Annotated in this window: 13 protein-coding genes; 6 read left to right on the top strand and 7 right to left on the bottom strand. The window is 63.5% G+C overall.

Annotation, left to right across the window (positions count from 1 at the left end; translation table 11 throughout):
- Genes C481_RS05640 through mbhE form a run of 3 tightly spaced genes read right to left on the bottom strand, consistent with a single transcriptional unit; the run spans window position 1 to window position 3,250 of the window.
- Window positions 1–354, bottom strand: coding sequence for a sodium:proton antiporter (locus tag C481_RS05640; RefSeq protein ID WP_006108162.1), 354 nt, complete (start codon window positions 352–354; stop codon window positions 1–3).
- Window positions 351–815, bottom strand: a complete 465-nt coding sequence (locus C481_RS05635) for an MnhB domain-containing protein (RefSeq protein WP_006108161.1) — start codon at window positions 813–815, stop codon at window positions 351–353. Before C481_RS05635 ends, C481_RS05640 begins: the two co-directional genes overlap by 4 nt.
- Window positions 812–3,250, bottom strand: coding sequence for a hydrogen gas-evolving membrane-bound hydrogenase subunit E (gene mbhE, locus C481_RS05630; protein WP_006108160.1), 2,439 nt, complete (start codon window positions 3,248–3,250; stop codon window positions 812–814). Before mbhE ends, C481_RS05635 begins: the two co-directional genes overlap by 4 nt.
- 193 nt (window positions 3,251–3,443) lie before the next feature.
- Here mbhE and C481_RS05625 point away from each other — a divergent pair, with 193 nt between their 5' ends.
- The 4 genes from C481_RS05625 (at window position 3,444) to C481_RS05610 (ending at window position 7,289) form a co-directional block, all read left to right on the top strand.
- A complete protein-coding gene (locus C481_RS05625; RefSeq protein WP_006108159.1) occupies window positions 3,444–4,124 on the top strand; it encodes a helix-turn-helix domain-containing protein in 681 nt (226 codons plus the stop codon).
- Between the two features lie 69 nt (window positions 4,125–4,193).
- Complete coding sequence (locus C481_RS05620; protein WP_006108158.1) at window positions 4,194–4,421, top strand: hypothetical protein; 228 nt, start codon at window positions 4,194–4,196, stop codon at window positions 4,419–4,421.
- A gap of 64 nt (window positions 4,422–4,485) precedes the next feature.
- The gene (locus C481_RS05615; protein WP_006108157.1) at window positions 4,486–6,153 is read left to right on the top strand and encodes a tRNA uridine(34) 5-carboxymethylaminomethyl modification radical SAM/GNAT enzyme Elp3; all 1,668 of its coding nucleotides are present in this window, start codon (window positions 4,486–4,488) and stop codon (window positions 6,151–6,153) included.
- Between the two features lie 317 nt (window positions 6,154–6,470).
- Window positions 6,471–7,289: a hypothetical protein gene (locus C481_RS05610; protein WP_241434655.1), complete on the top strand. Its 819-nt coding sequence runs from the start codon at window positions 6,471–6,473 to the stop codon at window positions 7,287–7,289.
- Between the two features lie 424 nt (window positions 7,290–7,713).
- Here the strand turns inward: C481_RS05610 and C481_RS05605 are convergent, their stop codons facing one another.
- A complete protein-coding gene (locus tag C481_RS05605) occupies window positions 7,714–8,508 on the bottom strand; it encodes an HpcH/HpaI aldolase family protein (protein ID WP_006108155.1) in 795 nt (264 codons plus the stop codon).
- A gap of 254 nt (window positions 8,509–8,762) precedes the next feature.
- Window positions 8,763–9,686, bottom strand: coding sequence for a ZIP family metal transporter (locus C481_RS05600; protein ID WP_006108154.1), 924 nt, complete (start codon window positions 9,684–9,686; stop codon window positions 8,763–8,765).
- A 153-nt stretch (window positions 9,687–9,839) separates the two neighbouring features.
- Between C481_RS05600 and tenA the strand changes: the two genes are divergently transcribed.
- Window positions 9,840–10,499, top strand: a complete 660-nt coding sequence (gene tenA, locus C481_RS05595) for a thiaminase II (protein WP_006108153.1) — start codon at window positions 9,840–9,842, stop codon at window positions 10,497–10,499.
- A 99-nt stretch (window positions 10,500–10,598) separates the two neighbouring features.
- Here tenA and C481_RS05590 read toward each other — a convergent pair whose 3' ends face one another.
- Complete coding sequence (locus C481_RS05590) at window positions 10,599–11,258, bottom strand: hypothetical protein (RefSeq protein WP_006108152.1); 660 nt, start codon at window positions 11,256–11,258, stop codon at window positions 10,599–10,601.
- Between the two features lie 269 nt (window positions 11,259–11,527).
- Here C481_RS05590 and rqcH point away from each other — a divergent pair, with 269 nt between their 5' ends.
- Window positions 11,528–13,690 (top strand): ribosome rescue protein RqcH, encoded by a 2,163-nt coding sequence (gene rqcH, locus C481_RS05585; RefSeq protein ID WP_006108151.1) that lies wholly within the window; start codon window positions 11,528–11,530, stop codon window positions 13,688–13,690.
- A gap of 90 nt (window positions 13,691–13,780) precedes the next feature.
- On the opposite strand, the gene C481_RS05580 is transcribed toward rqcH, so the two are convergent.
- Window positions 13,781–14,197 (bottom strand): DUF2178 domain-containing protein, encoded by a 417-nt coding sequence (locus tag C481_RS05580; protein ID WP_006108150.1) that lies wholly within the window; start codon window positions 14,195–14,197, stop codon window positions 13,781–13,783.
- Window positions 14,198–14,211 lie beyond the last annotated feature (14 nt).

Genomic DNA, 14,211 nt, shown 5'->3' with positions numbered 1-14,211 from the left:
TCACTCGCGATCACCCAGTTCGGAGGCGTCGAGCGTGTCGTGTTCCTCGTAGACGCGGTAGGAGAGCACGAGCGCGAAGGCGGTCATCCCAAAGCCGATGACGATGGCCGTGAGGACGAGCGCCTGCACGACGGGATCGGTCGTCTCGGGGACGCCCTCGCCGTGGCCGGCGAGGACCGGGACGGTCTCGAAGCCGCCGAGTTCGATCCCGCCCATCGCCAGCAGGTAGACGTTTGCTGCCTGGCTGACGATGGCGAGTCCCCAGACGACGCGGATCAGATCGCGTCGGAGGAGGAGGAACGTCCCGAGCGCAAACAGTGCGCCGACGACGAGCGCGAGGACGAACGCGCTCATTCGGCACCCACCACCGAAATAATCGTTAGCAGGCCGCCGACGACGACGCAGTAGACCCCCAGATCGAACGCCAGCGCGCTTGCGATTTCGAGGTGATGGTAGAGCGGAACGCCCTCGAGAACGACGTACGACTGCGACAGGAAGGGGTGAGCAAGCGCAAGCGGGACCAGCCCGCTGCCGACGGCGATGGCGAGGCCGACCGTAAACAGCCGGCGGTAGGCGACGACGACGCGATCGCGCGAGGGCGTCTTTCCGGGATCGACATCGCGGCCGAGTACGCCCCGCTCTAAGAAATCGAGGCCGAACGCGATGTAGACGATCACGAACGCAGTCGAAGTGAGGACGCCGGCGATAAAGCCGCCGCCGGGGAGATTGTGTCCCTCGATGAGCAGCGAGATGGCGACGATCAGAACGATTGGGACGACGATGCGAGCGGTCGTTCGCATGATGACGGTCGTCATTCGGATTCACCTCGAGTCTCGTGACGTTCGCGCGGTTCGTTCGCACTCCCGTCCTCGGTCGCTACTGAACTCTCGTCACCGCGGGAGCGCATGACAATGAGCGTGAGGATCGAAATCGCGGCGACGGCGATCACGACGAGTTCACCGAGCGTGTCGAAGCTGCGAAAGTCGACCAAGATTACGTTGACGATGTTCTGTCCGCCGCCCTCGGGAACGGCGTGTTCGGTGTAGTAGCGCGCGATTGCGCTCTCGCCGGCGGGTCGGGCGTCGGTCGTGAGGAGGACGGTGATGAACGCGGTTGCGCCGACGAGGACGGAGAGGACGGCGTCCCGAGCGACCCTGCCGAGACTGACCTGGTAGTACTCCGGGATCTCTTCGACGACGAGCAGGAAGATCACCAGCACGAGCGTTTCGACGACGAGTTGGGTCAGTGCGAGGTCGGGCGCGCTGGCGAGGATGTAGAAGATGGCGATCATGAATCCGAGGATCGAGAGCGTGAGGATCCCGGCGACGTGCGAGTCGGCGGTGACGACCGCGAGGCCCGCGACGATCGCAAGGGAGAGGACGAGTGCGACCGGGATCGGAACGTCGATGCCGGCGAGCGCGGTGGGGACGGCGGTACCCGTTGCGGCGAAGCCGGCGAGTGCGAGGACGCAGGTAGCGGTGAGCGTCCACGTGGCGTACGTCCGGAGCAGGCCGTTGTGAACGCGTGATGCGAGCCACGCGCCGTCGTCGGCGAGACTTTCGATGATCGCGTCGTACCACCAGTTCGCGCCGATCGGCGGGATCGTTCGAGGGATCGACCGGATGCTGCGGTGAATGGAGTCGTAGAACGGGTATGCAAGGACTCCGCTGCCGATCGCGACGGCGCTCATCCCGACGGCGGGCGAGTATGACGTCGGGAGTCCGACGTGCATCTCGTGGGTCCCGGGGTCGACGGCGGTCGCGTCGACGCCGGCCTGCACGATCGCCCGAACCGCGAGTTCGGGATCGATGCTGACGACGGCCGTCAGTGCGGCCAGGACGGCGGGCGAGACGAGCAGTATAACCGGTGGCCGATGAGCGCGGTCGAGCGAGTCGGGCTGGCGGCCGAAAAAGAGCGCAAGGAAGCGAAGCGAGTACAGGACGGTGAAGATGCTTCCGAAGACGGCGACGGCCGGGTAGAGCCAGTCGAGCGGACCGAGGTCGTGGTGGTGACTCGCTTCGACGGTCGCCTCGAAGAGGAGTTCCTTCGAGTAGAAGCCGCTGAACGGCGGGATACCGCCCATGCTGAGGGCGACGATAGCGGTGAAAAATGCCGTCACGGGAAGGTCGTGTCGGAGTCCGCCGAGTTCATCGAGACGCCGCGTCCCCGTTTCGTGAGCGATAATACCGGCGATCAGGAACAGGGAGGCCTTGAAGAGCGCGTGGTTGAACAGGTGGAAGACGCCGGTTTCCGCGCCGAGGATCGAGGTGAACCCGAAGCCGGCGATCATGAGTCCGAGGTGACTCGCCGTCGAGTAGGCGAGCAGTTCTTTGATGTCCGTCGCGGCGACGGCGAGAAGGGCACAGATCGTCATCGTTGCTAATCCGAGCGTTGCGAACAGCACCACCCACTCGAGGCTCGCAAACAGCGGGCGAATGCGGCCGACGAAGTAGACGCCGACTTTAACCATCGTCGCGGAGTGGAGAAAGGCCGAGACGGGCGTGGGCGCGGCCATCGCGTTGGGGAGCCAGAAGTGAAGCGGCACCTGTGCGGATTTGGTTGCCGCGCCGACTGCGAGCAGCCCCAGCACCGGAACGAACAGGCCCGCCTCCCGCAGCGCGGTCTGCATCTCGCCGGGTCGGTCGAGCATTGCGGCGAGGTCGAAGGCGGACGTTCCGGGACCGACGACGTCGCCCGCGACGAACGCGAGCAGGAGAAAGCCGACGAGCACGAACAGTCCGCCGCCGACCGTCACGAGCATCGCCATTCGGGCGGCGTACTGCGAGGATGCGTCCTCGGTGTGAAAGCCGATCAGCACGAACGAACAGAGGCTGGTGAGCTCCCAGAAGAGGAAGATCGCGATGAGGTCGGCGGCGAGTGCGATACCGATGATCGAGCCCATGAACGCGAGCAGCGCAGCGTAGTATCTGGCGAGTCCGGACTCGCCGTGCATGTACGCCGGCGAGTACAAAAATACGAGCGCGCCGATGCCGCTCGCGAGGAGTGCGAACAACAACGCCCAGCCGTCGACGTAAAACCGGAGCGCGACCTCGAGCGACGGAATCCAGGCCAGTTCGACGGTTCCCTCGGAGCCGTACTGCGTTCCGAGGAGGGCGAAACAGAACGCGGCGACCGCTGCCCCGGCGTAGCCCGTCTTCTCGCCGAGCGATCGGATCAGCAGTGGCGTCACACCCGCAACTGCAAACGGCGCTGTGACTACGGCGAGCACGACCGACAGCTCCGGGGGCATTCAGTCTGTTTTGACTACCAGCAGCGCCAACTTAACGATTCACCCGGAATTCGCGGTTTTCGATCGGCTCCAGGGGAGCCCTCGCACACGATCCGGGTCGGATCGACCCAAGCCGGTCAGAGCGTCCCATAGCTGGGAGAACTATTGCCATATCAACCCCGCGGCTTATCCCGCACCGACCGCTTGCTCTCCCATGAGCGTCATCGCCGAGTTCACGATCCCAGCGGGTGCGTTCGCGCTCGGAGAAACGTTCGACCGAGTGCCCGACGTGACGATCGAGGTCGAACGGCTCGCGACCCACAGCCGCGAATGGGTGATGCCGTTTCTGTGGCTGACGAACGCCGAACTCGATCCCATAACGGCTGCACTGGAGGCCGATCAGAGCGTCATCGATTTCGAGTTCCTGGATAGCGAGGACGACATCGGCTATTTCAACGTTCATTGGGACGAGGCGGTCCAGGAGCGGGTCGACGAGATTATCGATCAACACGGCATCCTGCAGGAGGCGACCGCGGCGGACGGACGCTGGTTCTTCAAACTCAAATTCGTCGATAAGACGGCTCTCGAGGGGTTCCAACGGTACTTTCAGGACAAGGAGTACTCGTTCGAACTGCAACGAATCTACGACGGGACTGCACCGAAAGAACGCGAGTACGATCTGACGAGCGCCCAACGCGACGTTCTCGTCACGGGTCTCGAAATGGGCTACTTCAATGTGCCGCGCGACGCGCAGATCGGCGATCTCGCAACCGAACTCGATATCTCCACGAACGCCGTTTCACAGCGCCTGCGCCGAGCAACCAAGAGCTTGACACAGAACACGCTGGTCGTCTCCACTGAGCAGACGAAACGCGGTCTGGACGAGTCGAATTGAGCGGTATCTTATAAACACCCTCGAACTCAAAGCAGTATCCGTTTCCACGTTCTACCCGATAGTACCGGTATGTCGAAGGAGTCGTCGAACTCGTCGGATAATGTCGATGACCACGAATCGAAGACAGAGAAGGTTGCTGCCGTCTGTTCGGAATGTGGGACGGCCTACGCAGCCGAGAAGTGGCCCGACGGGAAGATTCTCCTGATCGGACAGCGGACCGGCTGTCAGTGCGGCGCAACATCGTTCGTCGAAATCGACGAGGACGAGGAATTCCCACCGCAGGCGAACGCGGAGTGATGGCCGCGAGCGAGCGGTAGCGAGTCCGACACGCTTATTCGCGCCGCCCGATGAACGTTGGATAGTGAGTACCGAGACGCCCGACCCCGAGCCGACTGAAACCGAGGCGTTCGAGCAGGTCTGTGAGACGCTCGTCGAGCGAATCCTCGCGGGCGACATCGAACGCGATGAGGTCGAAAAGGCCAAACTCGAGGCCTGTTCGGAGCACTCCGCACCGAAGGTCCCGAAGAATTCAGAGGTCCTCGATTACGCGCCACAGGAACACCGCGAGGACCTCGAAACGGTGCTCCAGCGCAAGCCAGTCCGTACCGCCTCGGGCGTCTCGCCGGTCGCGATCATGACCTCTCCCGAGCGCTGCCCGCACGGGAAGTGTCTCTACTGTCCCGGCGGCCCCGACTCGGAGTTCTCTTCGTCCCAGAGCTACACCGGCAACGAACCCGCCGCCGCCCGCGGCGTCCAGAACGACTACGATCCGTACGGCCAGGTGACGCTACGCCTCGAACAGCTCCGCGAGATCGGCCACCCGATCGACAAGGTCGAACTCATCCTGATGGGCGGGACGATGACCGCCCGGAGCCACGACTACCAGGAGTGGTTCGTCAAGCGCGCCCTGGAAGCGATGAACGACTACGATGTCGACAAGGAGCCCGAACCCGCGGAGGGCGAAAGCTTCGCCGAGGACCCCGCCGAGTACGAGTTCAACTATTTGGAAGACGTGATCGCCGAGAACGAGACGGGAGACGTTCGGAACATCGGGACGACGTTCGAGACCAAGCCCGACTGGTGCGATCCCGAACAGATCGACCGGATGCTCGATCTCGGCGGGACGAAAGTCGAGGTCGGGGTGCAGACGACCTACGAGCGGATCAACCGCGAGATGCACCGCGGCCACGGCGTCCAGGCCTCGATCGAGGCCAACCAGCGCCTGCGCGATTCGGCGTTCAAGGTCGGCTTCCACATGATGCCCGGCCAGCCGGGAATGAGCAAGGAGATGTGTCTGGAGGACTTCCGCCGGCTCTTCGAACAGGAACAGTGGAAGCCCGACTACCTGAAGATCTACCCGACGCTGATCGTCCGCGGCACGGCGACCTACGACTGGTGGCACGAGGGCGAGTACGAACCGCTCGACAACGACGAGGCCGCCGAACTGGTCGCCGAGATCAAGGACATGATCCCGCGCTACACGCGACTCCAGCGCGTCCAGCGGGATATCCCGGCGGACTACATCGACGCCGGGGTCTGGAAGTCGAACCTCCGCCAGTTAGCCCGAAAGCGAATGGACGACCACGACTGGAACTGCGAGTGCATCCGCTGTCGGGAGGTCGGCATGAACGACGCCGAACCGAACGAGGTCGACCTCGATGTCATGACCTACGACGCCTGCGGCGGCACGGAGCACTTCATCTCGTTCGAGGACTTCGACCAGGATCTGTTGATCGGCTTCTGTCGGCTCCGGTTCCCGAACGCTCCCGTTCGGCCGGAACTCGAAAACGCCGCCCTCATTCGCGAACTCCACGTCTACGGCTCCGAAGTTACGATGGGGAAAGAGAGCGAATCGGGCCAGCACCAACACCAGGGCTACGGTCGCCGTCTGATGAACCGCGCGGAAGAACTCGCGGCTGACGCCGGTTACGACAAGGTCAGCGTCATCTCTGGTATCGGCGCGCGGGAGTACTACCGGAACAAACTCGGCTACCATCAGGACGGGCCGTACGTGAGCAAGCGGCTGTGACAGTCGACGCTGCGATTCGTTCTCGGCGCAGTCGTTGGTACTGCAGTTTCAACTCTCGGCCAGAGTGCTGAAACTGCGCTCCTTGATCCGGTACCTACGGTGCTTAGTGACCACCGAAAAACCCTCTCAGAATTGTGTGGTGTTCAGACCGGGCAGTCTTCTACCAAGTAAACCTGCGTGTTTCTATCTCTGGTATGCGCTTCATACCTTCTGTTATCCGCTACATACTGTTTGGAGAATAGCAATTCAGCCGTCATTTTTTTGACTTGCCGGTGCCGGCCGAAGTTTACTGTCTGCAGAAACCAGACTATTAATCGATGTCAAATAAGCCAGACATAACGACCGGAGACGAGACGACCGGATACGAGACGACCAGACACGGAAGAAGAACGACGAGCGATGAGGAGAGAATGACTACTGAAGAGGGGAGGTCTCACCCCCGGCTAATTGATGTAATCACCCTCATCGGCCTTGGTTACGTGCTCCGAGATTGGTTTGGTTCAATAAGCGAAAAAGTCAGTTCCGAAGGCGATGGTTCCTCAAAGCAGGGTCGTAGAGTCACTGACACGGTCAAAAGCCGTACGTGGGGAATGACCCACGGCGCGGCTGATCAAGTCCAGAAGGGTGGTCAAAAAGTAGCAGAAAAGACGGAGGAGACGACGGAGAACGTCGCCAATCGAATTAGAGAGACCAGCGAGGGACTCGGCGATCAGATCGAAGAGGGAAGTAAACAGATCGGTGAGATGGTCGAAGAAAGTGGCGAAGAGGCGGGCGAGATGATCGAAAAGGGTGGTGGGGAGACAGCTGAGATGGTCGAAGAAAGAGGTGAAGAGGCGAGCGAAATGGTCGAAGAAGGCAGTGAGGGGACTGGCGAGATGATGGAAGAAGGCGGTGAGGAGACCGACGAAATGTTCGGAGAAGGCAGTGAGGAGACCGACGAGATGTTTGGAGAAGGCAGTGAGGAGACTGGTGACATGGTCGAAGAAGGCGGTGAGGAGGCTGACGAAATGTTCGGAGAAGGAGAAGACGATGATGAGGACACGAGAGAAACGATGAGGGACGGCGGGAAAGAACCAGTCGAAATAGCTGATGAGGAAACAATAGTAGAACGCATCCGTCAGACTCTATTAAAGTAGAAAACTCCAAGATGTCGATATTGAATGTGCGCAGTAAGCACCTTCTCTTTCGGGTAGTTCAGCGTTGACGGGCCGAAATAAAGTTAGTCGCCGTACCGCATACGCCCCCTGTCTTCAGCATGCTATCCTCGACAGCTATCGGTGCATTGACTCCTCAATTCATCACCTTTGACCGATACTGAACGTGGATCTTCACGGACGGTTCCGACTATCCTGAATAACGAAACCGTGCTACCAGCTACCGGACGTGGCTGATCTATTCCTCGCACCGAGTGGATTCAATATCCGCGAGAATACCAGCACACCCCCTCCTACTTGGCCAATCAGCAGTAGCTATAAGCCAATACATATCAACGAATAGAACGAAAGCCGCAACGAGCATACGCGAAATGCTCCAGGTGCTAGCACACCCGAGACGTACAGATCACCCGTCTCGCTCCGCTATCGCGTCGTCGAACGCCGCCTTCGCCCGCCGCCCACCCGATTTCACGTAATCGATGTCGACGCCGGCCAAGACGAAGTCGAAGCCGCGATCGACCCACCGTTCGATCTCCTCGTCCTCGAACGCCAGCGTCGCGACCGGCTTGTCGACTGCGTGGCCCGCTTCGAGGATCCGATCGACGGCCGCGAGGAACTCGTCGCTCTCGGTCTCGCCGAAGCGCCCGAGCGCAGCAGAGAGATCCGCCGGGCCGACGAACAGCCCGTCGAGGCCGTCGACGGCGACGATCTCCTCGACGTTTTCGAGGCCGGATTCGGTCTCGATCTGGGCGATCGTGACGAGTTCATCGTTCGCCCGGTCGACGTACTCGGGAAACGCCAGGCCGAACTCGTTGGCGCGGCCGAAGCCGACGCCGCGGACGCCGTCGGGCGGGTAGCGGGTCGCCTCGACGAGCGCCCGCGCGTCCTCGGGCGTGTCGATCATCGGTGCCATCACGCCGTCGACGCCCGCGTCGAGGACGCGCTTGATCTCCGTCGAATCGTTCGCCGAGAGTCGGACGACGGTTCCGGTATCGGATTCGTCGGCCCCGGCGGCGTCTGCCGCGTCAACTGCACGTGCGATCTCCGTGAGCGTCTCGATCGAGTTCGTCGAGTGCTCGCCGTCGATGACGACGGCGTCGAACTCGAGGTGGGCGCTGATCTCGCCGATCGCCGGATCGCTCAGTGCGACCCAGGTGCCGACGAGTCGCTCGCGATTTCGGAGGTTCGAGACGAACGTCATGGCGAAGCGTTGGCCGATTAGCGAGAAAAGGTCACCGGTGGCGGAAAGAGGAGTGATGACCGCGAGGGTTCGAAGTTCGAAAGAGCGTCAGAACCCGAGTTCGTCGTCGAAGTCGTCTTTCGTGTGGTAATTCGATGTCGTGGTCGGTGACGTCCCAACGGTTGGGAGGCGATCCGGATCAACGCCCGGCCAGAATACGACTACGGGGGACGGTTGCGCCGACTCTGCGCTCTCAGACCGCGCTTAGACCACGCTCAGACCGCGAGTACCGTATCCACGATCAACATCAGCGCGAAGCCGAGGATGAACGCCGCCGTCGCGGTGTCGGCGTAGCCGTGGCCGTGACTCGAGGGCACGAGTTCGCGGAAGACGACGGCGATCATCGCGCCCGCGGCGAAGCCGGCGGCGACCGGGAAGAGCCCGGAGACGACCGTGACGAGCGAGAAACCGACGGCCGCCGCGATCGGTTCCGGGATTCCGCCGGAGAGCGTCGTATAGAGGATCGTTCGGCCGCGAGAGACGCCCGCTCGGACTGCGGGAACCGCCATCGCGAACCCGTCGGGAACGTTCTGGACGGCGATGGCGGTCGCGATTGCAAAGCCGATCGCGGACTCGCCGCTCGCGAACGCGATGCCGACCGCGAGGCCTTCGGGGACGTTGTGGATCGTCACGGCTCCGCCGACGAGGGTCGCGCGGCGAAGCCCCTCGGAACTCGCGGCGTCGGTGTCGTCGCCCGCGTCGGCGCTTCCGGCCTCGCGGTCGCTCTTACTACCGCTCCCGTTTTCGACCTCGCTCTCGTTCCCGACCTCGCTCTCGCCCGCCGTCGGCGAGTTCACCGTCGTCCCGGAAGCGAGCGGCGGATCGACGAGCGACGTTCCCTCGACGCGTTCCTCGCCCCGAAATTGGAGATGGAGGTGGGGAAGCACGGCGTTTCCGACGAGCAGGAACGCGCCGCCGGCGAGAAGCCCCGCGACGACCTCGAACGGCGTTCCGAGTTCGAGGCCGGGGCGGACGAGCGCGAAGACGGCCGCGCCGACCATGATCCCGGCGGCGAGTCCCAGCGCGCCGTCGTAGAGCCGGTGGCTCACCCGCTCGGTCAGCAACAGCGGAAGCGCCCCGACGCCGGTGAGTCCGCCCGCGACGGCGGCGACGAGAACGACCTCCGCGAGCGATACCATACCGTTCGTTCGCCGCCGAGACAAAAATACGTGTCCGGGTCGCGTACCGTCCGACTTCGGTCGCGGACAGGGTCGATAGCACGCGAACGCTCCGCGGTGGATAACCGGATTGTACCACCAACATATAATACCGCGCAACCACCGAACTCGTCCATGGCATTCAGCGACCATCTCCTCGACGCCGGCGCGGACGTCTGGTCCGCACAGAAGGCCCACCCGTTCGTCACCGAACTCGCCGCCGGCACGCTCGAGGAGGACGCGTTTCGCCACTGGGTGAAACAGGACTACCGGTACCTGCTCGATTACGCGCGCCTGTTCTCGATCGCCGGGACGAAAGCGCGCGACGAGGCGACGATGACCCACCTCCTCGGCGTCGCTCACGACGTGCTGGAGCACGAACTCGACCTCCACCGCGAGTTCGCCGCGGACTACGGGATTTCGGGCACCGAACTCGAGTCGGTCGAGAAGGCCCCGACCTGCGTCGCCTACACGAACTTTCTCCTTCGGACGGCCCACGAGGGGACCATCGCCGAAATCGCGGGCGCGCTCTATCCGTGCATGCAGGGCTACCTCGACGTGGCCGAGCACATGGCCGAACTCGCCACAGAAGAGCACCGCTATACCCCATTCATCGACATGTACACGGGCGAGGAGTTCCGCGAGGCGACGGCCTGGTGTCGCGAGTTCGTCGACCGCTGCGGCGAGCGCTACCCAGGTGAGCACGAGGCGATTCGCGAGGCGTTCCTGACGAGCGCGAAGTTGGAGTACCGGTTCTGGGAGATGGCCTACACGCAGGAGGGATGGGAGCTGTGAGACGGCGGTAGCGTGGTCTGGTGATCCGAACGAGCGATCCGATAGCCGGCGTCAGTGTTAGTGTCAGTGTCGGTGTCGGTGTCGGTGTCAGTCCCAATATCAGTCGATCGTAATCTCGAGTTCAAGCAGCCCCAGATACGACTGCGCGTTTCCGCCGCTCGTTCTGAACTCGGTGGGCGTCGAGTCGACGAGCTGGTAGAACTCGGATTGGGTCGAGGGGTGCATCGTCGAGCCGTCTTCGCGCTGGAGGAACGCCGGCGCGTCCGTCTGGCGAATGTACTCGACCTGCTCCTGCCAGTCCTCGCCGCTGTGCAGGAAGATGCCGAACGAGAACCGGCCGGCGGCCACGGCGTCTTGTTTCGTCTCGAAATGCTCCGCATCCTCGACCCGGTACTCCTCGTCGCTGAGCCAGGCGAGAGCGGCGACCTCGGGTGTCTGAAGGAGGTACACGTCCCAGGAGAGCGTCTTGTCGAAGACGGCCCAGGTGTTTCGCGGCCCGACGGAGTTCACCTCGACGCTGAAGGCAGGGCGACCCCGCGAGCCGGTTGGTTCGTGGACGAAGGTCGCGTCGTACCCGGGAACGCGGATGCCCCGGTCGTGGTAGACGACGCCGTCGGCCTCGACGACGAGGTCGTTGCGCTCGGCGAGTTCGTCGACGAGTTCGACGACGGGGATGCCGCCGGCGTCCTCGAGCCGGTCGAGAACCGGCGGGAGTTCGAGGATGGCCTGCCAGGTGCGCTGGTCTTCCGGCGCGCTCATAGCTGCGGGCTGCCTCCGGTTTCGGGTGGGACGGACGCGACGGGCGCGACGGGAGTTGCCCTGCGTGTGCCGCAGGTAGCGGTACGCCTCCGGTTTCCGACGGACGGCGGTTCGACGCCGGTGAGGGGGTCGAGCGCGGCGTTCATATCAGGTACCAGTGGGTCGGGCGGGATTAGCCTTTCCGACTGCCCCAGGTTCTCGACGGGGATGCCAACCGGCCCCGCGAACGGAGCGACACGCCTTTTTGACCGCGCCGGGCACTCTGTTGTATGGATCCAAAGCGGGAGCTTACGAGCGTCGACCTCGCCGCCCTCGTCCGCGAGTTCGGAGCCTACGAGGGCGCGAAGCTCGACAAGGCCTATCTCTACGGGGACGATCTCGTCCGCCTCAAGCTGCGCGACTTCGACCGCGGTCGCATCGAGTTGCTTCTCGAGGTCGGCGAGGTGAAACGCGCCCACACGGTCGCCCCCGAGCGGGTGCCAGACGCCCCCGGTCGGCCGCCGCAGTTCGCGATGATGCTGCGCAATCGGCTGTCCGGTGCGGACTTCGCCGGCGTCTCCCAGTACGAGTTCGACCGCATCCTCGAGTTCGTCTTCGAGCGCGACGACGGGACGACCCGGATCATCGTCGAGCTGTTCGGCCAGGGCAACGTCGCGGTGACGGACGGCGAGTACAAGGTGATCGACTGTCTCGAGACGGTTCGTCTAAAGTCTCGAACCGTCGTCCCTGGCTCGCGCTACGAGTTCCCCGACACGCGGACGAATCCGCTGACGATTTCGCGCGAGGCCTTCGGCCACGAGATGGAGGATTCGGATACCGACGTGGTCCGCACGCTCGCGACGCAGCTCAACTTCGGCGGCCTCTACGCGGAAGAACTCTGCACCCGCGCGGGCGTCGAGAAGGCGATGGACATCGCCGACGCCGACGAGGAGACCTACGACGGGCTCTACGAGGCGATCGAACGACTCGCGCTCGATACCCGAAACGGGAATTTCGATTCGCGGTTGTATCTCGACACCGGCGACGAGGACCGGACCGAGGACGGCGACGGGGACGACGGGAGCGCCGCCCGCGTCGTCGACGTCACTCCCTTCCCGCTCGAGGAGCACGAACAGGACGACCTCGACGGCGAACCCTACGATACCTTCCTCGAGGCACTCGACGACTACTTCTTCCGACTCGAACTCGAGGACGAGGAGGAGCCGGACCCGACGGATCAGCGCCCCGATTTCGAGGAGGAGATCGCCAAACACGAGCGAATCATCGAACAGCAACAGGGCGCGATCGAGGGCTTCGAGCAGGACGCCCAAAATCTCCGCGAGAACGCTGAGTCGCTGTACGCCGAGTACGGCCTCGTCGACGAGATCCTCTCGACGATTCAGGAGGCCCGCGAACAGGACCGCCCCTGGGACGAAATCGAGGAGCGCTTCGCGGAGGGTGCCGAGCAGGGCATCGACGCCGCCGAGGCTGTCGTCGACGTCGACGGCAGCGAGGGACTCGTCACGGTCGACGTCGACGGGGAGTACATCGAACTCGAGGCGCACGACGGCGTCGAGCAGAACGCGGATCGCCTCTACACCGAGGCAAAGCGCGTCGCGGAAAAGAAAGAGGGTGCACTGGCCGCAATCGAGGACACCCGCGAGGACCTCGAAGAGGCAAAGCGCCGCCGCGACGAGTGGGAGGCCGCCGACGGCGAGGTGGCGGACGACGAGGCTGCCGAAGATGAGGGTGAAGACCACGACTGGCTCGCGGACCCGTCGATCCCGATCCGCGAGAACGAACCCTGGTTCGACCGGTTCCGCTGGTTCCACACCAGCGACGGCTACCTCGTGATCGGCGGCCGCGACGCCGACCAGAACGAGGAACTGGTAAAGAAGTACCTGGAGCCGGGCGACAAAGTCCTGCACACGCAGGCCCACGGCGGCCCCGTCACGGTACTGAAGGCGACCGATCCCAGCGAGGCCTCCTCGTCGGATATCGAACTCCCCGAGTCGAGCATCGAGGAAGCCGCCCAGTTCGCGGTCTCGTACTCCTCGGTCTGGAAGGACGGCCGCTACGCGGGCGACGTCTACGCCGTCGACTCCGACCAGGTGACGAAGACCCCCGAAAGCGGGGAATATCTGGAAAAGGGTGGCTTCGCCGTCCGCGGCGACCGAACCTACTACCGCGACACCCCGGTCGGTGCCGCCGTCGGCATCCAGTGTGAGCCGTACACCCGCGTCATCGGCGGTCCGCCGGCGGCCATCGAAGAGTCAGCGGAGACGACGATCGAACTCGAACCCGGCCGGTACGCCCAGGCCGACGCGGCGAAGCGACTCTACCGGCGCTTCCGCGAGCGATTCGAAGACGAGACGTTCGTTCGGAAAATCGCGAGTCCGGACCGCATTCAACACTTCATGCCGCCGGGCGGCAGTCGGGTTTCCGAAGACTGAGGCGATCGGCCCCGTCGCTGATCCGAAGCGCAGAATCGACGCCGCGTTCACGCCGTCACCGCTTTTCTCGCGACGCCGCTTTCGTCGGTGTTACCCGGCGGTATGGCGGAAGTACCCAAGTGCGACGGCGTAGGTTCCGTAGACGACGACGGTCGTCCACGCAACCGCTGCGCTGGCCGGCCCCCACGAGAAGAGTTTCGTCCCCGAGAGGACGACCAGCGACGGGTACACGAGCGCCGATAGCCATCCGAACAGCGCCAGCGTGGTTCCGCTGGCCCGTCGGTGGATCGCGTCATCGCGCTCGTCGAACAGTGGCCCCGCCGTCCCGTACGGAATCACCACCGCTGCGGTCAGCCCGACGGCGTAGAGCACAACTGCGATGACGGGACGGTTCAACGCCGTCCCGATACCGAGCGCGAGACCGCCGGCGACACCGCAGATTCCCATCAGTCGTTTGTACGTCGCTGGGCTGTCGTTCCGAATCAACGGGAGCGTCGTTTCTGTCATGGATCGATGGCACC

This window comes from Natrialba asiatica DSM 12278 (assembly GCF_000337555.1).
Taxonomy (GTDB): domain Archaea; phylum Halobacteriota; class Halobacteria; order Halobacteriales; family Natrialbaceae; genus Natrialba; species Natrialba asiatica.
Note: the sequence above shows the minus strand (reverse complement) of the source record. Positions and strands in the feature narration are given on the sequence as shown.